Below are 23,815 nucleotides of genomic sequence, written 5' to 3'. Positions count from 1 at the left end.
GCTTTTTATTTCAAAAGTATAGGGTTGGAGACCTTTCTCCAAGCATTAAAGTGTTAAAGCACCTTGGGGAGTTTAGGCACTGACATAGTAATAGAAATGAAACAGAAGAACCGTCCCTATGTTTCATCAAACGTTTGTTTAAATTTTATGTGATTTTATGTGATATAAAATGTAAGAATATGTATTAACGCACTCGTACCTTCACACAATGACTTTGGAGGATGAAAAATAGGTGATGACGTTTGCGGTTCGTTCCCATTGTTTATGCAAGGAGTAAATCGAGCAATTGACCTGTAATCGATAGCCGTTTTTGAATAATACGTAGGGTGTATTGCCTTCTATAAAGAAGGCTTTAATATGGTGGTGGAACAACCAGATACAGTCGTAGTCTTGGGGTGATTTGGTTGAGAATGCATAAATTGAATCCTGAGGGCAGATCATAAGAGGTGTTTTGTTTGGGTAATCGAGAGCTGTTCGGACTGCCTTAATGCGCCCGTCATAACTGCAGGCTCTGACAAGACAGGCATCATCCAGTATTTTTAACTTCGACTGGGGATTACTGTTACTGTTGCCATGTTGGTCTAAAATAATGGTTTGATTCATCCCATCATAAGCTGGCAGGAGAGCCATCGTACTGAGAGTTATAAAATTTTCTACTTTTTTCAAATAACAACACCTTCCCCTTCTTCCAATTTGGAATCATATCCCTTAATAGGTATTTTTTACTATAACCTACTTTTACTATAGCCTATCCCCCTGAAAAATTCCAATACTTTTTTCCGATATTTTCTAAATTTTAAAGAAACTAGGATTCTATCAAAATGATTGATATTTCAACTTTCTCTGGGAGAAAATCACATTTACCCAATAAAAAATTAATATTTCGAGATTATTCCCCCTTAAAATGTAACATTCCGGCTTTTGTCTCATCCCCTTCCCCTTAGTATGGTAAAGCTACCTAGGAATACAAAGAAAGGTGCACTTTTCGAAAGGAATGCAAGTTGGAGGAATTTGAACAGCTCAAAACACAATTTGAACCGATGATTTATAAAATCATCAAATCACTGAACATTTATAAAAATCAAGCCGAATTCTACCAAACCGGCCTGATCGCACTATGGGAAGCCCATGAAAGGTTCGATCCTGAGAAAGGTCTTTTTGTTTCGTTTGCTTATACGTATATAAGAGGAAGGATGTTAACGGAAATGAGGAGATCCAATCGAGTAGAGCAGCGGAATGTCTATCCGAAGGAAGAATTCTGGGAGATGATTCAAGATGATGATGCCGATCCGATGCTGCATGCAAACCACTTTCTTCTATCTATGATTGAAGGGTGTCATTTAACCAAGCAGCAAAAGAAATGGGTGATGTACACCTGTATTCACATGTTATCCGTACAAGAAATAGCAGAAATTGAAGGAGTCAACATTTCCGCGGTGAAACAGTGGCGCAAAGGAGCGAAGGAAAAACTGAAAGGCGGGCTATTAGAAATTAAAGATTAATAGTCGAATCAGAGGGACGGTTCTTGCGTTGCGAAACGCAAGAATGAAGTGACCCCAAAAAGTTAGACAATTATTTTTAAGCAGCTATCAAGGATTGAGTCCTGAATTGAACAGGGCTCAGTCCTTTTAGTTTTGCTTTTATTCGTTTGTGATTGTAATAATAGATAAATTCTTCTACTTCTGAAATAAAATGATCTACACTATCAAAATCTTTAAGATAAAGCAGCTCAGACTTCAATAAACCAAAGAAGTTTTCAATAACCGCATTATCTAAACAATTGCCCTTACGGGACATACTTTGTGTGATATTGTTCTCTTTTAACATGTGACGATACTTTTTCATCTGGTAATGCCACCCTTGGTCTGAATGAAGGATAGGTGTGTCTTCGTCTTTTAATCTATTAAAAGCCTTATTCAGCATTTTTGATACCAAGGAGAATGTAGGTCGTTTTCCTAGATTAAACGCGATAATTTCACCATTAAACAAATCAAGTATTGGCGATAAATATAATCTTTGACCATGAATTTTAAACTCAGTTATATCGGTTACCCACTTCTCATTAGGTTTTGTAGCTGTAAAATCACGTCCTAAGATATTAGGGGCAGTTTTCCCTACTTTACCACGGTATGAACGATATTTCTTCATGCGAACAAGACTCTTTAATCCCAACTCATTCATAAGGCGTAAAACTGTTTTATGATTTATAATAATGCCTCTATTACGGAGTTCTAATGTGATACGACGATATCCGTATCGACCTCGATGTTCATCGTAAATCTGTTGGATGACTTCTTTTACCTGTCTATATTTATCGGGACGATCCATCTGTTTTACCCAGTAATAATATGTACTACGTGGAATATCAGCTACCTTCACTAACTCAACTACTTTAAATTCATGCCTTAATTCATAGATTATTTGCGCTTTGTCTTGGTCTGTGATTGTTCCTTTTCTTGAATTAAGGCATGTAACTTTTTTAAATAGGCATTCTCCATGCGTAAACGTTCATTTTCAGCTACTAAGTCTTTTTCTACTTTTTTCTCAGGCTTATGTTTTTTAGTTTTTTTCTTCATGGGTGGGCGCTCCTTCTTATTACGTTTTAGAGCGTCAATCCCTCTTGTGTCATATAATTCTAGCCATCTTCTCACTACACTGGATGTAGAGACATTGAATTTCGCAGTGGCTTCTTCCGTGGACGCTCCCGTATTATGTATATAGTTAATTACGTCCATTTTAAACTCGATAGAGTATTTTGTACATCTTTCTTGAAACGCAGAAATTCCATGTTCTTGGTATTTCGCAGCCCATCTACATAACATACTTTTACTAATATTAAATCGCTTAGCTACTGTTCTTAAAGATTCTGCACCATTAAGATAAACGTGAACAGCTTCTAGTTTTGTTTCTAAGGAATATTTTTTCATAAAGAAACTGCACCTCCAATTGTTATTTGTGTCTAACAATTGGGGTGCAGTTCAGAACCGTCCCTCTGTTTCACACAAGATGTGTGTTTACAAATGATTGTACGTTTGTTTTTAATGCAGTATCAATTGAAGGAGCTGGGGCAATATTAGGTGTATCGTATCCTAGCACTGCCTGGTTGACTGTCTCTTTGATGGCGAGAAAGAGCGGCTGGCTGAGTTCATAAATAGACATAAGGGGGAGGAGCTTTTGATGGAGCTCAAGCGCTTTTTCATATTCCCCTTCCCGATAAGAATTATAAAGGTTCACAGAATATGCTGGGGCAAATACCGATGTACCGTTAATCGCACCTGCGGCCCCCATTTGCAGTGCAGGAAGAACAAGATCATCAAAAGCCGCAAAAACCGCAAAATCTTTTCTTACCTTTTTAGTCTCGGAGATAAGCTTCCTGATATGGCCGAGACTTTCAATGGTATCCTTGATCCCGACAATATTCTGTTTCTTGTCTGCCAGCCTGGCAACAAGCTGCGCCGACAAGCTTTGACCCGTTAATAGAGGAATATTGTAAAGGATGACAGAAATCTCTACACTATCCGCGATTACCGAAAAATATTCAAAAAGCTGGTCCTCGCTGAACTTCCAGTAATAGGGGTTGACTATTAGGACCCCATCTGCCCCGCTCGCTTGAGCATGCTTAGACAGGTCGATTGTATCAATAAGTGTTGTCGTTCCAGTACCAACCAGTACCGGCACCCGTCTGTCCACATATTCTACCATTTTTGAAACGAAGGTCTTTCGCTGCTGAATCGATAAGGATGAAAACTCACCCGTACTTCCCATATATAATATTCCATGAACTCCCTTATCAATCAGATAGTCTGTCAGCTTCTTATTGGCTTCCCAATGAAAACCTCCATCTTCATTAAATAAGGTAACGACTGGCGGGATAATCCCGTGAAACCCTCTTATTTTTCCAGTCACTTTTCCCATCCCCCTTTCTTGATTTTAAGCAGACCCCAGCTTGCTTTTTAGATTGCTGAGACTCCGAAAAAATGCCTTTACTAATATGAAGGTCCTCCATGGTAAGAAGGAGGACCCGTTATTTAAGCCTTAACAAAAACGGTTTTGATAGAAGTGAAAAATTCGATGGCGGCCTGCCCCTGTTCACGTGAATGTGAGCTTGACTGCTTCATGCCTCCGAACGGAGCCTGAAGTTCAACCCCTGCTGTTTCAGCATTTACTCGTACAAGCCCCGCTTCGATTTCATTAATAAAGGCTAGAATTTTCCCGATATCTTTCGTGTAAACAGAAGCACTAAGCCCATATTCTGTATCATTGGCCATTTCAATCGCTTCCTCAAAGCGATCTACTTTGATTATTGCAAGCACCGGACCAAATATCTCCTCTCGGGCAATGGTCATATTGAGATTGACATTGTCGAATACAGTAGGCTGCACAAAGAAACCATCCTCTAGCCCTTTGTCTGTACACTTATTGCCTCCAAACAGTAAGGCAGCCCCCTCTTCCTTTCCTTTTTCAATATAAGAAAGTACCGTATTTAACTGGCTCTCGCTCACACATGGACCCATCCATGTTTCGCTTTCGAGTCCATGTCCTACTTTTATCTCTTTCACTTTTGCGAGGAGTTTTTCCTTAAATGACTCATATACCTCCGCCTCCACAAACACTCTGCTCGTGGCTGTACATTTTTGGCCTGTGGACCTTAATCCCCCGCTGATCGTTCCTTCCACAGCAAGGTCTAGATCCGCGTCCTTGGCAATTATGACAGGATTCTTTCCGCCCATTTCAAGCTGATACTTCGCCCCGCGAGCCAATGCGCCCTGTCCGACTCTTTTTCCCGTACTATTTGACCCTGTAAACGTAATTCCGTTTATATCCGGGTGGTCGACGATTCCCTGCCCGATAACAGATCCAGACCCTGTCACCATATTGACGACACCTGCAGGGAAACCAGCATCATGGAAGCATTCTATCACTTTTGCTGCCGTAACAGCTGCTTCTGACGCAGGCTTTAGAACAACTGTATTTCCGTAGATTAGCGCAGGAGCCATTTTCCAAATCGGGATGGCAACCGGGAAATTCCAAGGCGCAATCACACCTACGACTCCGAGAGGGGCTCTTGTCGTAAACATAAGGGCCCCACTATCAGTAGACGGAATGACATCTCCCACCTTTCTCATTCCTTCCCCTGCATAGTAGCGGAGAATAGCTATGCCTCTGGCTGTTTCACCTTTCGCTTCGGGGAGTGTTTTTCCCATTTCTCTAGTCATAATTTCTGCAATTTCGTCCAATCGCTTCTCAAGTATGTTAGCAGCTTTATACAAGTAATCTCCTCTGGCCGCACCGGAAAGCCGGCTCCAGCTCTTTTTTGAGTCTTTCGCTGCTTGTACGGCATGGTTAAGATCTTCTATCGTCGATTGCTGAAAATAGCCTACCACCTCATTTTTATTGGCAGGATTCACACTTGCTTCCAATCTCGCTGACGGAGATGAAATCCATTCACCATTTATATAATTGCTGTATATCGCTGCCTGTGTTTGAATTGTCATACAATCACCTTCCTATTTTTATTAAAATGTAGGGCCGATTCGCCAAATCCCAAAATCATGCTGCTTTAATATTTCGGACTTCGTCAATTTACCCGAGCATACGTTCCCAATCTCGGAGAAAATCCGTTTCCCAACCTCAACTACTGTTTCTTTCCCGTCAATAATCGTGCCTGCATTGAGGTCCATATTTTCGCTCATTCTTTCAAACATCGGAGTATTGGTAGAAATCTTGATCACAGGAGCAATCGGTGAACCTGTTGGGGTGCCTCTTCCGCTTGTAAATAATACAAGCTGGGCTCCACCTGCCACCATACCTGTCAATTGCTCAATATCATGTCCCGGTGTATCCATCCACACAAGACCTTTTTTACTGGGAACCTCTGCATAATCGATTATTTCTGTTAAGGGACTGGTGCCAGATTTGGTGGAGGCGCCAAGCGATTTTTCTTCAAGCGAGCTCAAGCCCCCTTCTATGTTGCCGGGGCTTGGATTTCCTGTCCGAATATCAACCCCCATTAAAATCGCTCTCTGTTCCATAGCCTCAATCACTTCATATACCCGTTTTGCCACCCGGTCATCTGCGGCACGATTAGCTAATAAATGTTCGGCTCCAATTAATTCAGTGGTTTCAGCAAGAATCGCAGTTCCTCCCGCAGAAACAATCAGGTCACTTACCACTCCTACAGCAGGATTAGCTGAGATGCCAGAGCAGGCATCTGACCCGCCGCACTCTGTTCCAATAATAAGATCGCTGAAATGGCATAACTCACGAGTTTGCGCTGACGCATCCTGCACCATTTTGGCTGCCACCTTTGCACCTTCTGCAATAGCAGATAAGGTTCCGCCATGATCCTGAATCGAAACCACCTCTACCGGTTTGCCGCTTTTGGCGATTTCTCCTGCTACACTTCTTGCTTGATGGGTTTCACAGCCAAGGCCGAGAACGACTACACCGTATACATTTGGATTCAGCCCCATGCCGACATAAGTTCGGAATGTCTGGTCATAATCCACACCAACCTGGGCACATCCATGCTGGTGAATGAAGCTGACCGTTCCAGAAATAAGCTGGGTGATTTGATGGGCGGCCTGCGTGGCGCATGTTATCGTCGGCAGTATCAAAACATGATTGCGGATACCCACTTTTCCATCTGGCCTTCTGTATCCCCAAAAAGAATGGTTTTGATCATGCCCCAACTTTATCTCCCCTTCCTCTTTTGCCTTCCAGGTTATGAATATGTACGTGTTCTCCGGCCAGAATCCTCCTTGTCGCCTGGCCAATGACTTCGCCGTACTTTATGATGTCTTCTCCTTCTTCCATTGACACAACTGCAAATTTATGCCCGAATTTGATTTCGTCTAAAACGGTTACCTCAAACGTTTTGTCCTCACACGTAAAAGTTAGATCTGTTCCCGGGGGAATAGTCGTTAATGCAATCGCAACCTTGTCAATCGGCTTCATCATGACTATTTTGAATTTCTCTTCCATTCAAGCTCCACCTCCTGCTTTTTTGTGGTACAACCCACCACGAAAAACTTGATAATAACCAATTTTCTGAATTATCGGGCCTGTTCTATGCTGTACGACTGGACTTTAACTGGATTTCTCAGGATCCCAATGGAGGAAATTTCAATCTCAATCTGGTCATGCTCCTGAAGCGTAAAATCATTTGGCGGTATAATCGAAGTGCCAGTCAACAGCACAGTCCCATCAAAAATCTCATTGTCTTTTAAAAGGAAAGAGACCAGCTCATCAAATTTCCTTTTTAATTGGGCTGTATTGGCGCTTCCTTCTACAATAAGTTTTTCATCCCTGTAAATTCGGCAGGTTAGTGTAAAATTGTAGGGATCATCCACCGTTTCCGCAAGACGAATCGCAGGACCGATGGCACATGAATGCTTCCAAATTTTTGCCTGCGGAAGATAGAGAGGATTATCACCTTCAATATCCCGGCAGCTCATATCATTACCAATCGTATATCCGACAATTTTGCCGGTTTTGGTAAGGACAAGCCCTACTTCCGGCTCAGGTATTTGCCATTTGGAGTCGCTTCTTAAATAGACAGGAGTGTGCGGGCCAATTGTCCGGGCAGCTGTTGATTTAAAAAAGATTTCTGGCCTTTCTGCATCATAGACTTTGTCATAGCAGGTTGCACCGCCTATATTTCCTCCAGTAGCTTCATAGTTTCTGGCATCCTTGCTTTTTTCATAGGTGACTCCTGACGCCCACACTTCTGGAGCCACGATTGGCACAAGCAGCTCCAATTCTTCAAGTCGCTTGTCAAGAGGATTAATCCCAGCTATGGAAGCTTCAACTAGCTTAAGCGCTGTAATCCCTTTGGATTCCGCTTCATTTACCAGCTCCATAAAACCCGCAAATGGAAGGAGGTATACTTCTTCTTCGTCCGTTACGGCTCCAAGAACAGGAATGGCATTATCATTTAAATATCGAATAATTCTCATGTTCACACTCCTCTTGTTTTACAATATAAAACTAAGTTTTATTATTAAAACATACTCTGCCCTGTTCGAGCAGAATTTCAATCTAATTTGCAACTGAGCTTATTTCAAAACCCATCTCTTTTGAGATTTTAATAGAAGCATCTTTAAGCATTTCGACTGTTCGTTCCAGCTTCTCCTCATTTACACTCGCGGTATTTTGCGACATGCTTATAGCGGCTACCACTGTCCCGGAATGATCCCAGATAGGAACAGCGACACATGTAATTCCTGGTTCGTTCTCCTCATTGTCAATCGCATATCCTTTTTCCTTTACCTTTTCAAGCTCTGCAATAAATGTCTCTTCATCTGTAATAGTATTAGGTGTTTGCTGAATAAATTCATAATCATTAAGAATTTCCTGAAGCTCTCTTTTGCCTTTATTTGCAACAAGAGCCTTACCGACTGCGCTCGAATGCAGGGGAACTCTCCGCCCTATCCTTGAATAGAGAACAGTGGCTGATGCTCCCTCTACCTTATCTATATAGATCCCTTCTTTGCCATCGAGAATCACAAGGTGCACGGTATTCTGACTTTTTACTGATAAGTCTATTAAATATTTTTTGGCAATCGTTCGGAGATCCAATCTGCGAATCACCAGATTCCCGCGCTCAAACAGTTTCATTCCAAGTCTGTATTTGCCATTTTCCATGTTTTGTTCAATATAGCCATTTGTTTGAAGAGTCTTTAGCAATGAATGAACGGTGCTTTTATGAAGCTGCATTTTATCGCTAATATCAGTAATCTTCAGTTCGGTTTCGTATTCATCAAATAAATCCAGGATGCGGAGTGCCCTGTCAACTGATTGAATAATCGGCATTTATTTTCACCCTTTGCGATTGTTGATATATGTCTATATTACCATAGAGGCTGGAAGTTTTTATGCCAAAAAGGGGGTCGTTATCCTTAACAAAGCACTTCCGCAACTCTATTGTCCTGATTCGGTTGTGTCCAAAATCGGGACCAATCCGCATCTGCATGATAGGACAATCGCCACACCAGATTGAGCTTCAGTGATCAAATGATTGCTGCCCGAAATTCTTATAGTCCGGGAGGCAGAAGGTCCCATTGCTGCTGCAAACGTAATTACGTCCATGCTTTTTCACCCTGTATAGGAACTGATATACCTTCGGCTCCTTTTGCAGATGCTTTTAAGTGCGGGGCATATCTTTTGATCATATCCAATCCAATCCTGGCCCTTCTCACTCTTTCCCGCGATAAGGCAATCGATGTTTGTTCAAGATGTGTCCCGGAAGGATAAATGTTAGGAGCATTTCTCAAACCGAATTTGATATAAACCGGGGATGCAACCCTTATAATTTCGGGTATTTCATAATGTCTGATAAAACCTCCAATATCATCAGGCACCTCTACATAAATATCGATTGGAATATCGACTGCCTGCCGAATCGCAGCCAGACGCGCCAGTGTTAAATCAGTCGGAACATTAAATGTATTGGCGCCGATGTTTTCCATTAGCTTAATCGATACCGGGTTTGCCTGACCCATCTGCACGGAGATCTTCACCGTCAGGTCTAATGGAAGTTCCCCTTTTTTCTTGAACTCCTGAACAAGCCACAGCAGCCCTTCATCCGCAACCAGGATGCTTCTTATTCCGAAGCTTGTGGCCCGCTTAATATCTTCGATAGAATACACTAACTGATCCATGCTCTCGACCCGGAGCCCCGTCACTTTTCCGGCGCTCGCCCATGACATAGGAGTCACATCCCAAGTGCCTCTTGGTCCTACAAAAAGACTGACCTCTATTTGGTTTTCTGCCCCGATGGCAGCCATTTCCTTCAATTCTTCGTCAGTCAGGAGCATGATTCCGCTACCTTGCGAAATCCGATGCACCTCTACATCATATTCCCTGGAAGCCTGAATCACTTCCCGAAAGGACGCGGGGCCCTCTACGCTTGGGATTTCGATTCGATACTGAGCTCCATCCGGGAATGTTTTGACAGAATCGGGAAGATGATGAAGATCACTGCCTGGGAACCCTAGGCTTTCAATTACTTTACGCGTACTGTCCACAATCTATTTCTCCTTTCCGTCTTTTAATGTGAGTTTTCTGCCAAATCCTTGCGCTCGGGCATAAGCACATCGGTTTTATAGTCGTACACGGCCTCTTCTGCAACCGCTAAAGGAACGACGCCATTCGCTGCATCGGTATGGCCTGCTAAGCGGTTGCTTGCTGCAACAAGACGCTGCCGTTCCCGGATCTTTTCAAGCCTTTTTCTGCCAAGTTCTTCTCGCATCTGTTTTGTATCCTCAAAATTAAAAACGAGATGACCCTTCTGGAATTCGGTTTCATCGAGAAATTCGATTCTGCGATTGCGAAGCTCAAGGTACAGGACATCCCCTGTTTCCAGGTATAAAATCCCCCCGCCGTTCTTGGCTTCAGGAGTCATATGCCCGATTGCTGCCCCATAGGTTACGCCGGAATAGCGGCCGTCACTAATTAAAGTAGCTAGTCTTTTCAGCTTCCGGTTGGCGTTGATATGCTGCATCGGAGTAAACATTTCGGGCATGCCAAACGCTTCTGGTCCCTGCCCGGAAACAATGATAGAAATCTTTAATGCCCCTTCTGCCGCCATTTTGTCAAAAAGCTGATCATAATCGAGATCCCTGCAGGCTTCAAACAAATCTGGCGCATTCTGTTTTAGCATTGCAAGCATCGTATCGTATCGAAAGACTCGGGAGTTCTTTAATTTATCCAATAGATTTTCATCAAGCAGACTTTCATTCGCACTATCCTCATTATCATAGAAAAGCACAAATGACGCTTTCTTATCGAAATTATCAAGCTGCGGCGTTGTCATACCGCTTATTTTGACTACCGCGCTTTCGAAGAAGTTCCCTTTGATGACATCAACTCCGCTGAACGATCTTCTTGGATTTGATAGAATAATAGGATTATCTTTTACTCCCGCTGCTGACAAATCGTGTTTGTCCGAGAGCCTTTCCTCCCAAGTTGTTCCCGTTACGGTCGGTGCTCCAATATCCATTGGCACGCCGTTTTCGAGCAGTTCATAGAATAACGTTTCCATTCCCCTTATTTTGCCGCTGCAGCATTGCATTGCAAGGGCAAAGATGTCCCGCCCTTGAGTCAGGCTATAATCAAACAGATCAGGAACTGGCACTTCATGATGAATCCGGTCATATTCCCAAAGATCGAATTTATATCCTCCATAAAGCATGGCCGCGACAATGTGCATCATCAGATTTGTCGAGCCCCCGGACGCACTGTGGATTCTGATTGCATTTTTGATATTGGCAGCCATTATGTTCGCTACTCCATATACAGGATCGTTGATAAGGTATGCCAGTGAGTCTACAGCTTGATTGATTTCATCCTGTGAAGGCGGTTCCGTCAGCAGCTCAAGGGCAGGATGGACGAGCCCCATGCCTGCAACAAGATGTCTGGAGCTATTTCCGGTACCGTTGAATGCGCATACTCCTCCCTGTCCGTCGCAAGTGGCAACGGCGAGTTTCTTTTCATACATCGCATGCTGCTCTTTTGTAATGATCCCTCTATCAGTGGCACGCTCAAGGACCCCCTGAAAGGCTGTGTTTGAGGAACATTGTAAAATATAAGAAAGAGCATCGCGGAGATCAAAGGCGATGTCTTCAGCACCCTTTGCTTCTGCGAGAAGGGCAACATTCTCCAATTCAGCAAAAAGCTCAGCAGGAATGGTTCCTCCCCTCAGTACATGAGCAGGTGCAAAAGTAGCAAAGAATGGTGCTTCATTGCGGTGTCTCCTAATCCGGTCTAATTGGGCCAGCGCACTTACAACACCAAGCGGCTGTTTATCACAGCCCTGTATCACAAAAGCACCATGGTAGCTGTGTGCCTCCATCTGATTAACCACCATTTGAGCAACCGCATTTCGGCTTTGCAGCGAGTAGCTCATGCCCTGGTTGCTTTGTGCCGTTCCGTCACACATAACAGGAGTGGAAAATTGGAAAGGGACGCCGCCATTTTGCCAAATCCGGATTGCCGCCCTCGCAATTGTCTGGAAATCCATAATATGAGCAGGATGGTCCGGTGAGCCACCGATGATCGCAATCCGGGGAGCGTTATGATGGAGTCTGTCATAAATCTCGTCTAAAGACCAGTCCGGCTGCAATCCTTTTAGTTCACTGCTTAAAATTTGTTTAGAACGATCCAGCAGCCCTGCGACACAGATCGGTTCATTGGCCTTTCCCTGTACATTGTCCCGATAAGGATTAACTTTGTTATCAATACGGGGATACTTTACGGTCATGCTTTCTCCTCCTTCTTTACCATTCAGCTACACTTCCATCTTCATTCCGCCATACTGGGTTTTTCCAATTATGACCCTTTGCTGCGGCTTCTTTCACCATTTCTTCATTGATATGAATCCCGAGACCAGGGGCATTTGGTATTTCAACAAAACCATTTTTATATGCAAACACCGAGGCATCTGTCAAATAATCCAGCAAGTCATTTGCCTCATTATAGTGAATTCCGAGACTTTGTTCCTGAATAAACACGTTTGGTGTAGAGGCATCCAGCTGAAGGGAGGACGCCAGAGCAATGGGACCAAGCGGACAATGGGGTGCAACGGATACATCAAAGGCTTCCGCCATCGCGGCAATCTTTTTGCATTCAAGTATTCCGCCTGCATGGGATAAATCGGGCTGGATAATATCAACATACCCGTCGATCAAGAGCTGCTTAAAGCCCCAGCGTGTGTACTGTCTTTCACCTGTGGCAATCGGGCAAACCGTATGCCTCGCTATTTCCCTTAATGCTTCATTGTTTTCAGGGAGCACGGGTTCTTCGATGAACATTGGGCGGAATGGCTCAAGCTCTTTGACAAGAATTTTGGCCATTGATTTGTGCACCCGTCCGTGAAAATCCAAGCCAATGCCCATATCTTTTCCTACAGCTTCCCTGACCGCAGCAATCCGATTAACAGCTTCCTCAACCTTGGAAAATGTATCTATGTAATTCATTTCCTCTGTTGCATTCATTTTGATAGCGGTAAAGCCCTCCTGTTTCTTTTCCATGGCTGCTCTTGCAACATCGGTTGGCCGATCCCCGCCTACCCAGGCGTACACCCTGATTCGATCCCTCGCTTTTCCGCCCAGCATTTCATAAACAGGAATTCCGTAATATTTGCCCTTGATATCCCAAAGCGCCTGTTCGATTCCCGAAATCGCACTCATTAAAATCGGTCCGCCCCGGTAAAAGCCTCCTCTATATAGAACCTGCCAGTGATCTTCAATCCTTAATGGATCTTTTCCCACAAGATAGGAGCTGATCTCTTCGACACATGCTCTGACAGTATCAGCTTTCCCTTCTACGATGGGTTCACCCCATCCGGAAATCCCCTCATCTGTGTCAATTTTCAAGAATAACCAGCGTGGAGCTACTTTATAGAGAGTCAAACTTGATATTTTCATAGAATCACCTCCCCAAAATAGATTGGTGCTGTGCTTAATACACTTTTTCTGAAGAAAATTTCATTTCAGCAGGTTCTGACAGGATTTCGATCTCCTGTTTTTGCCTCGCTTCGTCTACCAAGGCTTCCGATATCCAGATTTCCTTGATATCTAATGTGTTTTTGATTCTGACCACTCTTGTTTTAGATAAGTCAAAGGCGTTACACGTTTTAATCGCCGCTTTTACCGCAAGCTCCTCATTTTCCAATATCATCGGCAGCTTTACTACCTGTATCACCGTACTGGTCAGAGCATTTGCATACCCTTTTTCCAATATCATGTCATCCATTACTTTTTGGGTTGTCATATCGGCCATTCCAATCCCATTAGCGTTGCCGTGCGTTTTTTGGGTAAGTCCCAGCACGACAATTCTTGAGACTTGTGGGCCCCCGCTTGCATAAGGCGTTGCATACCTGCCTGTAATATTCGGATCCATTCCGTCTCCCGAAATATCCTTGCCGATTTCATTCACGACCAGAACATCAATAGGGTCAAACATAATTCTCGGCATGAGGGATTTGGCCTGAAGCAGCAGTTCCGGCTCCTGATGAATCATTTCTTCTGCCGGGATCGCTACAATCTTCGCTGGCCGATCATAAGCATTCTCTAAGGTCCCAAGACCAAATATAATCGGGACACGCTGAATCGCGACCTTAGCCATTTCCACCACATGCTCAGCCATGTATTTAAAACTGAATGCATGTGCAGCCTCCGCACCCTTTTGTTTCCCGAGCCCAATCGTGATCATCTTCATCAGCCCGCTTTCAACCTGGCCCCTAAAGGCCGTATGCGGCTTAATTCTGTTAATCACTACGACCTTATCTGCTTCATATGCAAATTTATCGATGTAGATTGGAAGGCCGTTTTTTAGCCTTCCAATCTCTTCAACCTCCATGGTTGCCAGGATAGGAGCACCGGTGGCAGCTTCGGTTACACCCAGCTGCGCCAGGACGTCAATTTGGCCTTCAGCCGTTGCTCCCCCGTGGCTGCCCATGGCGGGAACAATAAACGGGCTGCCGCCTGCTCTTCTCACGGCACGCACGGTTTCCCTGACCAAAACAGGAATATCAGCGACTCCCCTTGAGCCTACCGCTATCGCTACTCTGTCCCCAGGAAGGATTCTGTCGAGAACACCGGCTCTATTAATAGCTTCGTGAACGGCTTCTGCGACATTCTCAATTTCTGGAGCGTTAAATTTTTGTCTCACCTTTACCATTCGCGGGAGTGGTACATCACGCAAAAGTTCTTTGATAATTGTCATTCAGATCATCTCCCGGAATCCGTTCTATTTGCGAACGTTTTCAATTTCTTTCATGAGTTCATCAACAAGCTCCTGACCGAATTCTTTTGCATATTTATCTATTACAGGCTGAATAATCTCTTTCATTTTCTCTTTTTCCTCGTCTGAAACTTCGTTGACCTTTGTTCCTGAATCCTTAATTTCTTCAATCGCATTTGCATCTTCTTCACGGCTTAATTGTCGCTGGTATTGCCCTGCTTCAACTGCTGCCTCTTTTAGGATGGTTTGTTCCTCCTCAGAAAGCTGGTCCCAGAACTTTTTGCTGACGAGAAAAACAAACGGCGTATACACATGCTTGGTCAGGCTCAAATATTCCTGGACCTCATTAAATTTGTTTGACTTGATGGTGGCAAGCGGATTTTCCTGACCATCTACGGTTTTGCTTTCCAAAGCAGTAAAGACTTCGGAAAAAGCCATCGGCGTCGGATTGGCTCCTAGAGCTTTAAAAGCATCAAGATGGACCTCATTTTGCATCGTCCTAATCTTCAGTCCCTCGAAGTCTTCAGCGGTTTCAACTGCATGTTTGCTGTTGGTCAGATGGCGGAATCCGTTCTCCCAATAGCCAAGCCCAATCAGCCCGTGTTCTGGAAGTTTATCTAAAAGCTTTTGGCCAATCGGTCCGTCTAGGATGGCATCTGCTTCTTCAGCGGTATTGAAAAGGAACGGGAAATCGAAAATTCCAAATTCCTTCACCATTCCAACCAGCGGTGAAGTGGAAGGAATCGTAATTTCCTGCAATCCGCCCTGGAGAGCCTCAGTCATTTTCTGATCATCTCCGAGTGAAGCAGCATAAAAAGGCTTTACTTCTAATTTACCGCCGCTCTTTTCATCTACAATTTCAACGAATTTTTTTAACGCTTGCCCTTGAGGATGGTCTTCATTAAGACCAATACCGGCTTTAATCGTTCTTTCCTGGATCCCTGAAGACCCGCCGGATCCAGTATTATTGCTTGTTGAAGATGCTCCGCAAGCGCTTAAAAGCAAGAGCCCCGGCAGCATCATGACAATCCCGATTTTCTTTAACCATTTGTTCATTTTGAAATTCCTCCTTTATTTAACCAATTCTGCATACCGCAGCTCACTCAGACTTTCTTCTAGCTTGATCCGATTCCTTACCTCATGGTTGACCAGATACTTGGGATACTCTTTATGTACAAGAACATCGATGATCCCTAAAGCTGCTTTTGTCCGCATTTCTTCTTCCGCTTCTTCCGAATACCAGGCAACATGCGGTGTGAGAATGACATGATCCATGGTAAGAAAAGGATGATGTTCACTAATCGGCTCTTCTTCTATTACATCAAGAGCTGCCCCCGATACCTGCCCGGAATGTAAAGCTTCAATTAAAGCACTTTCATCAATCACCGGGCCTCTTGAGGTGTTGATAATCAATGGCGTTTTCTTCATCCTTGCGAATTGCTCTCTTCCAAGCATCCCTTTCGTAGCTGGAGTCAGCGGAGCATGGACAGAAATGATATCCGCCTGCTCAACTAACTCATTAAGCGATACCAAAGCTACTCCCCTGTTCTTTGCTTCTTGATCAGAAACATAAGGATCAAATGCAAGAATATGAAATCCCAGGGGCTTTAATTTCTCTGCAAGTGACTGCGGAATCTTCCCGAATCCAACAAGACCAATCGTTTTATCACGGAGACGGTAAATCGGCCTTGTAACCTTAAAGTCCCAATTCCCTTTTTTCACCTGATCGTTTGCGACCACTACCTTTCTTATCCCCGACAGGATAAGCGCCAGGGCATGATCCGAAACTTCGTCCATACAGTAATCCGGTACATTCGCTACGCAGATTCCTTTTTCTGTAGCCGCTTGGAGATCAATCGTATTGACTCCGACCCCATATCTTGTGATGACCTTACATTTATTCAACCGTTCTATGACTCTTTTACTTAAAGGTGCATACTGGTTAATAATTCCGTCCGCTTCCCGGCACGCATGAATCACTTCATCCTCTGTGCGGCATTTGGCCCCTATTACTTCGATCACACCTGTTTGATGTAAAACCCTTTCTTCAAACCTAAGATCTTCAAACTCAAAATCAGTGACGACTACTTTGAATTTAACCATTCTAAACAGCCTCCTTTCATTTGATTGGTTAGGTTAGGAATTGCAGCGGAACATTAATAATAGAAGGAAATAGAATTAAAAGCAGCAGCACGATTACGTGAACGAGCACAAATGGCCAAATTCCCCTCGTTAAAGCGCCTATATTTATTTTGCTGATCCCGCATCCGACATATAAAACCGTTCCTACTGGAGGAGTGATCAGCCCAATACACAGATTAATGACAATCACAATTCCAAAATAGACTGGATCAATCCCAGCTAGTTCAGCCAGCGGAAGAAACACGGGCGTGAAAATCAGGATGGCTGGCGTTAAATCCATTACTAAGCCGACGGCTAATAAAAGAAGATTGATGACCAGCATCAGCATTAAAGGGTTTTCAACAAGCCCGCCAAGAAGTCTTGCCATTTCTCCTGGCACATCTGCAACAGTAATCAGCCATGCAGACACCATCGCTGCTGCAGCGACAAACATCACAACGGCAGTTGTTTTAGCTGCGGATACAAGAACATGACTGATATCCTTCCAGTTCATTTCCCGATAGACTGCCATACCGACGAATAAAGCATAAAATGCGGCAACAACAGCTGCTTCAGTTGGAGTAAAAATTCCGCCTCTTAATCCTCCAATAATAATGACCGGAAGCAATAGAGCCCAGCTGGCCTGCTTGGTGGCCTGTAAAATCTCCTTCATCGATTTGCGCTTTGGAAGTTCACTTGTATCCTTCCTTGAAATCAGTGCCCAAGCAACAATCAAGCCAAGACCCATCATAATTCCCGGAACAATTCCCCCCATAAATAGCTGAGTAATGGAAACTCCAGCCGTAACCCCGTAGATGATTAGCGGAATACTAGGAGGGATTACGGGAGCAATAATTCCCGAAGCACAGATCAACCCTGTTGCACGTTTGATATCATAGCCTCTGGCAATCATCATCGGTATTAAAATCGCCCCAAGAGCAGCGGTATCAGCGACAGCCGACCCTGATAACCCGGCAAACAAAATACTGGCAATGATCGCTACAAATCCCAGCCCGCCGCGGATATGCCCGACAAGAGCCATGGCAAACCCGACAATCCGTTTGGAAATTCCCCCCGCATTCATCAGCTCCCCGGCAAGCACGAAAAACGGTATCGCCATCAGCGAAAAATTATTAGCTCCATTAATCAGGTTTTGTGCAACAATTTGCGCGTCCATCATATCTAAAGTAAACATGAGGGCAACGCCGCAAAGAATCAAAGCAAAAGCGATCGGAACTCCCAGTGCGAGCGAACCAAATAGTGACCCTAAAAAAATACTAACCATCTATTCTCCTCCTTTCGATTGACTTGGATTAAATCGTCATTTTTCCTGACGGTTGATTATGGCTATCACCCAATTCCTCTTTCAAAATATCTTCTGTAGATGAGACCATTGTCAAAGAGGATTCGTTCTTTGAAGTAAGGGTCTGAACCATGCGGATGATAATAATAGCAGCCATTGAGATACTTGTAACAATCCCGATTCCATATAGAAACGAAAACGGAAGTCCAGTCGCAGGCGCATAACTGTTCATATTCAACACGGTCATTTTCCAGCTGCCTACAAGCAAAAGCCATAAAACATATAAGACTAATAAATTACTAATCACAAAAACAATCTTTTTAATCTTTTGCGGCAAGGCATTTACAATAATGTCAACCCCAAGATGCATGTTATCTTTAAGAGCGGCAATCGCCCCTAAAAATACCATCCACACAAACAGGAATCTTGACATTTCCTCTGACCAAGTGATCCCTGAATTAAAAACATATCGGAGGACTACATTTCCAAAAACAAGGATACACATGAAGGTGAAAGCTATAGCAATGGAACCAATCAGCATTTTATCCAGTATCTTAGCTGTTTTCTGCAGCATATTTTTCCCTCCTTTAGTTAGCTTCAGCTTTTATCCTTTCAACCAGATCCTCGGCCCAATCATACGTTTCAAAGATTTCATCATATAAAGGCTGGACAGCTTTTTCCATTTCCGATGAGAAAGCTTCGGTTGGCTCGGTAAATGTGATACCGTGTTCTTCAAGGAACTTTTTATCTTCTTCATAGCTTTTCTCCAATAATTCAAATTCATATTCTGCAGCTTCTTTCGAAGCCCTTTTAATTATCTCCTGCTGTTCCTTTGACAAGCTGTTCCAGAAGGTACTGTTAATGATGTAGATATTGGGGCTAAACATGTGCTTGGATTCCAGCACATCACTTTGAACTTCATACCATCCTGATGCACGCAGCGTAGCTATTGGATTATCTTGTCCGTCCACTACCTGCTGCTCCAAAGCGGTAAACACTTCGGAAATCGGCAGCGGGGTAACATTTGCCCCAAGAAGCTTTCCAAGCTCAATGTAGTTTGGAATATTTGGCATACGGATGCGAAGACCTTGGAAATCTTCCATGCTTTCAATTGGTTTATTGGAAGAAAACATTCTGAATCCGTTTGCACTCCAGGCAAGAGGTATTACACCGTGCTCTTTTTCAAGGTCAGCTGTCAGTTCTTCGCCAATGGGGCCGTTTAATACAGCCTTTACATGATCAAAATCCTCGAAAAGGAAAGGCCATTCCGGAACTGCCATTTTTGGAATATCCGCCTGCATGATTAAACCTGGAATTCCCATTTCAATGGTGCCGTTTCGTACACCGTCATAAAATTCTTTTTCAGCACCTAGTGTGCTATTTGGAAAAATGTTCACTTTTAGACTTCCATTACTCTCTTCTTCTACAATCTTCTTGAATTTTTCTTTGAGGGCTATGTTTTGAGGATGATCTTCTGCAAAATAATGGGCGACTTTTATGGTTTTAGCAGTACCTTCACCGCCTGCTCCATTTGAACTGGATTGTTCAGTGCCTCCGCATGCGGAAAGAATGAAAGAGGCACTAAGAGCAAGGCCGCTGACAACAGACAATATTTTTTTCATTTATCCCACCCCTTGTAAATGTTTAAGCCTTCATTGGGAGCCCTTTCAAACTATTAATCTTCTGATCGAATCAGCAAACAGCATCTGGGAGTACACTCTGCTGTTTCACCGGTTACTTATAAAAAAAAGAGTCTTAAAATCTTACCGACGCCCTTAGTCCGAATGAAAGCGGTGTCATTTCACAACAAATAAATTTGATGGATACGGTATCCCCCCTTATATCGTTTTAGACTAAATATTTGTTTTATAATATAAAACAAATATTTATAATATAAAACAACTGCTACCTATATATAATAAAGTTGAATTTTCTGATTTGTCAATAAACTATTTTGGAATTTTTCTCTTCCTGATAAAAGAACCCTTGATTTCTCTGCTTTCCAGACAAACAAGAGCTAACCATTTTTACCTGCCATTGCTTTGGATATACCGGCTTTTTCACTCCTCCGGAGAATGGCCTTTCTGGTGCATGATTTTCCTTTTGGCTTCCATTTGCACTTCAGAATACACATCCATTAATGGCTTTTTAAAATGGATGGCAGCTGTCTTTACCTCTTCAAATTCAGGCGATATTTGGAAAATTTTATTTCCTTCATATCCAATTTTTACTGTGATTTCACCGAAACGGGTGCAGATCTTTTCAAACTTTCGGGACAGTACTCTTCTCGACCATTCTGAGCTCCGGACACCAAATGTAGAGGTTTCTTTCAAAAGCAATTCTTCAATGGCTTCGGCGTCTTCCCGATTCACGAGGACGGTAATCAGACAGCCAGGCCGGCTTTTTTTCATGACAACAGGAGTATAAAAAACATCCAGGGCTCCACTATCGAGGATTTTTCCCATAAGAAACCCAAAGGCTTCCCCCGTCATATCATCCAGCTGACATTCCAAAACGGTAATAACCTCCCTTTGCGGAAAAGGGGATGACTGAAAGAGGAAGGCTCTTAAAACATTAGGATGATCAAAATCCTTCTTGCCAGCACCGTAGCCGATCCGTTCGATCGGAAGCGGAGGCAAATAGCCGAATTCAGCTGCCAATGCTTTTAAAAAACCGGCACCGGTGGGCGTTGTCAGCTCGCCTTTCACGTGAAAATCTGCTAATGGAATTCCGATTAGAATTTCTGCCGTAGCAGGAGCAGGGACAGGATAGAGACCATGTGCCATTTTGACTTTGCCATACCCGGTCGGCACAGGAGAGGAAATAATTTTATCAATGCCAAGATTCTCAAGAGCTAAACAAACCCCGATAATATCAATAATCGAATCCATGGCCCCAACCTCATGGAAATGGACATCCTTAGGGTCTACACCATGTATTTTTCCTTCTGCCTCTGCTATGACTCGGAAAACAGCGATGCTCCGCTGCTTGACTCGAACTGGCAATTTACTTTTTTCGATCATTTCGATGATAGTCGAGGCTTTTCTGTGAACATGGTGATGCGAGTGGTCGTGGTGATCGTGGTGATCGTGAGAATGGTGGTGATGAGAAGCATGATCATGAGGAAATAGCTCTTCCTGATGGATGTGTCCGCCAGCGTAAACCATTTCCTTCTTTTCATCATGAAATTCAAGCACTAGCTGACTGGAACAGATTCCTTTTTTATCTACTTTCTTAATGCTTAGAGTAAACGGGTCAATCGCCAGCTTACTTAACTCGTCCTTGATATAAGATAGATCAGCGCCTAAATCAATGAGCGCAGCCAAGGTCATATCTCCTGAAATTCCTGACTGGCAATCAAGATAAAGTATGTTCATGCAGGACCGCCTCCTCTGACACAAGCTTAAGAATAAGGGCTGCCTGATAAGCAGCTCCGAAGCCGTTATCAATATTGACGACACTGACCCCAGAAGCACAGGAAGTCAGCATTGCAAGCAGCGGTGTTAATCCTTGCAGGTGCGCGCCATACCCCACAGATGTCGGGACGGCGATAACAGGCCGGCTTACCATTCCTCCCACCACACTTGGCAGGGCTCCTTCCATTCCCGCAACAACGATAAGAACACTGGCATTGGCGATTTCCTCCCGGTAGGAAAGGAGTCTGTCTATCCCTGCAACACCGACATCATACAGCTTTTTGACTCTGCATCCCATCCACTCTGCGGTTATTGCTGCTTCTTCTGCCACCGGCAAATCAGAGGTTCCTGCACAAAGCACGATGACTTGACCAGGATATTTACGGGACGGTGAACCATATACGAGAATCCTAGATACAGAATCATAGTTTGCATGCGGGTATTCTTTCAAAACCTCAGCTGCCTTTTCCTTTTCCAGCCTCGTCACCATTACCTTTCCATGAGATTCAATCAATTTGCCCATTATGGCCGTGATCTGATCGGCCGTTTTACCTTCCCCATAAATCACCTCTGGATAGCCAGTTCTCCTTTCCCGGTCAATGTCTACTTTGCAAAACCCCAGGTCCGTAAAATTTTTCATGCTCTCACCTTCATTTCAGAACTTGTAAAGTTAAGTTGATGTCTGGATTTATGACGTCTCTGCCATCTTTAATCCCATGTTCATGCTGCCGCTTTTGTAGCCAGCGAGGTCCATTGTGATATATTTGTAGCCTAACTCTTTCAGTTTTTTGCTTATCTCCTGATGCGCCTCCATCAGAATCGGCATGTCCCCTGGCTCTACCTCGATTCGGGCAATTTCTCCATGGGTCCGAACACGGACTTGACGAATACCCAAGGCACGAATCGCCTGTTCGGAACGGTTTATTCGGTTGAGCTTCTCAATCGTAATTTTTTCTCCATAAGCAATTCTTGAAGAAAGACAGGCGAATGACGGCTTATCCCAGGTTGACAGTCCCAGCTGCTGGGAAAGCTCCCGAATTTCGGCTTTATAGAGGTCAGCCTCGGCTAATGGCCCCCGTATGTTATATTCCTTGGCAGCCTGAATCCCGGGCCGATGATCTCCAAGGTCATCAGCAATTAAGCCAAAAACGATATTTTCGTAGTTTTGTTCCTTCATAATCGGGATTAAATGCTCAAACAGACTTTTTTTGCAGTAATAGCACCGGTTTGGGGTGTTCTCTGAATAACCCGGTATCGCTAATTCAGAGGTTTGAATGACTTCATGTCTGGCACCGAGAAGCTGTGCAAGTTTGACTGCGTCTTCGAGCTCTTCATAGGGGTACGTTTCACTGTCAGCTGTCACAGCCAGGACATGATCTTTGCCAAGCGTATCAATGGCAGCCTTTAATAAAAAGGTGCTGTCTACACCACCGGAAAAAGCGACAACGACGGTTTTCATGTCCCGCAAAATTTCCTGAAGCCTTTGATATTTTAACTCCAGCAACTTCATCCCCTCCTTATGGATAATCCACTACAACTACATGTGTTTTTACACATTCAAAAGAAGAATAATAGGAACTGAATGCTTTGTAACCGGTATCATTTACGCGGAAAAAATTTGTAAAACAATGGGTAAGCATTTTTTGAATTTTATATTATAAAACTCGGTTTTAAATTGCAATATGTTTTGAATTTTTAGTCATTTATTCCTATATTGGCTTTTTGGTATTGCGCAAACTCAAAGGAGTTGGTCTTTCATCTGTAAATTGATGGAGAAAGGATGCGAATCGAAAAGCTGAAGGATAGTTGGTAGAGATTTTAAATTAGAAGGGTTATGTCAAATGCAGTGGAATGTTTCTTGGAAAAATGCTTTAAGCAACTATCCTCTCTACACCTTCTTTTAAATAATAAACTTGAATAAAGCCTTGCAGAGGTTATCCGCAAGGCTTTTTATATTGCATTTCTATCACACAACCAATAAGAGTTTAAACAAACGATTGTTTAAATTTCAAAGAGACACAGGTTTATGTAATAAATCGGACTTCAAACCGGCAGTAGCGGAGAATCTAGCTTTACTCTAGGGTGTGAAAAGTAAATTCTGGTTATAAATGTCAACGATAATATGTACACTTTTGCTCGTTTTAGAATGTACAATTCTGCTATTCGGACTTTGGTATTATCCCCCAGCCTTTCTGTTTCTTTTGCTGGGGGGAGGTTTTGTTAATCTAAA

Annotated in this window: 22 protein-coding genes; 1 reads left to right on the top strand and 21 read right to left on the bottom strand. The window is 43.5% G+C overall.

What is annotated here, in order from left to right; genetic code table 11:
* Nucleotides 1-201: 201 nt before the first annotated feature.
* A complete protein-coding gene (locus MLE14_RS07715; RefSeq protein WP_243297784.1) occupies nt 202-666 on the bottom strand; it encodes a competence protein ComK in 465 nt (154 codons plus the stop codon).
* Nucleotides 667-1,001: 335 nt separating this feature from the next.
* On the opposite strand from MLE14_RS07715, the gene MLE14_RS07710 reads away from it, so the two are divergent.
* The gene (locus MLE14_RS07710; protein WP_243297783.1) at nt 1,002-1,502 is read left to right on the top strand and encodes a sigma-70 family RNA polymerase sigma factor; all 501 of its coding nucleotides are present in this window, start codon (nt 1,002-1,004) and stop codon (nt 1,500-1,502) included.
* Nucleotides 1,503-1,578: 76 nt separating this feature from the next.
* Here MLE14_RS07710 and MLE14_RS07705 read toward each other — a convergent pair.
* From MLE14_RS07705 to larE, 20 genes are all read right to left on the bottom strand, one after another.
* Nucleotides 1,579-2,927, bottom strand: a protein-coding gene (locus tag MLE14_RS07705; RefSeq protein WP_243297782.1) for an IS3 family transposase whose coding sequence is annotated in 2 segments (ribosomal slippage) — nt 1,579-2,471 and nt 2,471-2,927 — 1,350 coding nt in all. Because the reading frame shifts where the segments join, the coding sequence is not laid out codon by codon here.
* Between the two features lie 70 nt (nt 2,928-2,997).
* Entirely contained in the window at nt 2,998-3,906 is a 909-nt protein-coding gene (locus MLE14_RS07700) for a dihydrodipicolinate synthase family protein (protein WP_390628444.1), read from the bottom strand.
* A gap of 122 nt (nt 3,907-4,028) precedes the next feature.
* Nucleotides 4,029-5,495 carry an alpha-ketoglutaric semialdehyde dehydrogenase GucD gene (gene gucD / locus MLE14_RS07695; RefSeq protein ID WP_243297780.1) on the bottom strand — a complete coding sequence of 489 codons (1,467 nt, stop codon included), beginning with the start codon at nt 5,493-5,495 and terminating at the stop codon, nt 4,029-4,031.
* Between the two features lie 21 nt (nt 5,496-5,516).
* Entirely contained in the window at nt 5,517-6,692 is a 1,176-nt protein-coding gene (locus tag MLE14_RS07690) for a UxaA family hydrolase (RefSeq protein WP_243297779.1), read from the bottom strand.
* Entirely contained in the window at nt 6,682-6,984 is a 303-nt protein-coding gene (locus MLE14_RS07685) for a UxaA family hydrolase (RefSeq protein ID WP_243297778.1), read from the bottom strand. Before MLE14_RS07685 ends, MLE14_RS07690 begins: the two co-directional genes overlap by 11 nt.
* Before the next feature lie 71 nt (nt 6,985-7,055).
* Nucleotides 7,056-7,958, bottom strand: coding sequence for a fumarylacetoacetate hydrolase family protein (locus MLE14_RS07680; protein ID WP_243297777.1), 903 nt, complete (start codon nt 7,956-7,958; stop codon nt 7,056-7,058).
* 82 nt (nt 7,959-8,040) lie between these two features.
* Entirely contained in the window at nt 8,041-8,814 is a 774-nt protein-coding gene (locus MLE14_RS07675) for an IclR family transcriptional regulator (RefSeq protein ID WP_243297776.1), read from the bottom strand.
* Nucleotides 8,815-8,922: 108 nt separating this feature from the next.
* Nucleotides 8,923-9,090, bottom strand: coding sequence for a hypothetical protein (locus MLE14_RS07670; RefSeq protein ID WP_243297775.1), 168 nt, complete (start codon nt 9,088-9,090; stop codon nt 8,923-8,925).
* Nucleotides 9,081-10,028 carry a U32 family peptidase gene (locus MLE14_RS07665; RefSeq protein WP_243297774.1) on the bottom strand — a complete coding sequence of 316 codons (948 nt, stop codon included), beginning with the start codon at nt 10,026-10,028 and terminating at the stop codon, nt 9,081-9,083. The genes MLE14_RS07670 and MLE14_RS07665 overlap by 10 nt, the downstream gene beginning before the upstream one ends.
* 23 nt (nt 10,029-10,051) lie before the next feature.
* A complete protein-coding gene (locus MLE14_RS07660) occupies nt 10,052-12,262 on the bottom strand; it encodes a dihydroxy-acid dehydratase domain-containing protein (protein WP_243297773.1) in 2,211 nt (736 codons plus the stop codon).
* Nucleotides 12,263-12,278: 16 nt separating this feature from the next.
* Nucleotides 12,279-13,427, bottom strand: a complete 1,149-nt coding sequence (dgoD, locus tag MLE14_RS07655; RefSeq protein ID WP_243297772.1) for a galactonate dehydratase — start codon at nt 13,425-13,427, stop codon at nt 12,279-12,281.
* Nucleotides 13,428-13,461: 34 nt separating this feature from the next.
* Nucleotides 13,462-14,727: a lactate racemase domain-containing protein gene (locus MLE14_RS07650; protein ID WP_243297771.1), complete on the bottom strand. Its 1,266-nt coding sequence runs from the start codon at nt 14,725-14,727 to the stop codon at nt 13,462-13,464.
* Nucleotides 14,728-14,751: 24 nt separating this feature from the next.
* Complete coding sequence (locus MLE14_RS07645) at nt 14,752-15,801, bottom strand: TRAP transporter substrate-binding protein (RefSeq protein ID WP_243297770.1); 1,050 nt, start codon at nt 15,799-15,801, stop codon at nt 14,752-14,754.
* A gap of 15 nt (nt 15,802-15,816) precedes the next feature.
* Nucleotides 15,817-16,848, bottom strand: coding sequence for a C-terminal binding protein (locus MLE14_RS07640; protein WP_243297769.1), 1,032 nt, complete (start codon nt 16,846-16,848; stop codon nt 15,817-15,819).
* 28 nt (nt 16,849-16,876) lie between these two features.
* A complete protein-coding gene (locus tag MLE14_RS07635) occupies nt 16,877-18,151 on the bottom strand; it encodes a TRAP transporter large permease (RefSeq protein ID WP_243297768.1) in 1,275 nt (424 codons plus the stop codon).
* Between the two features lie 28 nt (nt 18,152-18,179).
* Complete coding sequence (locus tag MLE14_RS07630) at nt 18,180-18,743, bottom strand: TRAP transporter small permease (RefSeq protein WP_243297767.1); 564 nt, start codon at nt 18,741-18,743, stop codon at nt 18,180-18,182.
* A 13-nt stretch (nt 18,744-18,756) separates the two neighbouring features.
* A complete protein-coding gene (locus MLE14_RS07625) occupies nt 18,757-19,791 on the bottom strand; it encodes a TRAP transporter substrate-binding protein (RefSeq protein WP_243297766.1) in 1,035 nt (344 codons plus the stop codon).
* A gap of 438 nt (nt 19,792-20,229) precedes the next feature.
* Nucleotides 20,230-21,546 carry a nickel pincer cofactor biosynthesis protein LarC gene (gene larC, locus MLE14_RS07620; RefSeq protein ID WP_243297765.1) on the bottom strand — a complete coding sequence of 439 codons (1,317 nt, stop codon included), beginning with the start codon at nt 21,544-21,546 and terminating at the stop codon, nt 20,230-20,232.
* Entirely contained in the window at nt 21,527-22,225 is a 699-nt protein-coding gene (gene larB, locus MLE14_RS07615; protein WP_243297764.1) for a nickel pincer cofactor biosynthesis protein LarB, read from the bottom strand. Before larB ends, larC begins: the two co-directional genes overlap by 20 nt.
* Nucleotides 22,226-22,273: 48 nt before the next feature.
* Nucleotides 22,274-23,089 (bottom strand): ATP-dependent sacrificial sulfur transferase LarE, encoded by an 816-nt coding sequence (gene larE / locus MLE14_RS07610; protein ID WP_243297763.1) that lies wholly within the window; start codon nt 23,087-23,089, stop codon nt 22,274-22,276.
* Between the last annotated feature and the right edge of the window lie 726 nt (nt 23,090-23,815).

It is taken from the genome of Bacillus litorisediminis (genome assembly GCF_022808645.1).
GTDB classification, from domain to species: domain Bacteria; phylum Bacillota; class Bacilli; order Bacillales; family JC228; genus Bacillus_BF; species Bacillus_BF litorisediminis.
The sequence above is the reverse complement of the archived record's forward strand: the minus strand, read 5'-3'. Positions and strand labels throughout refer to the sequence as shown.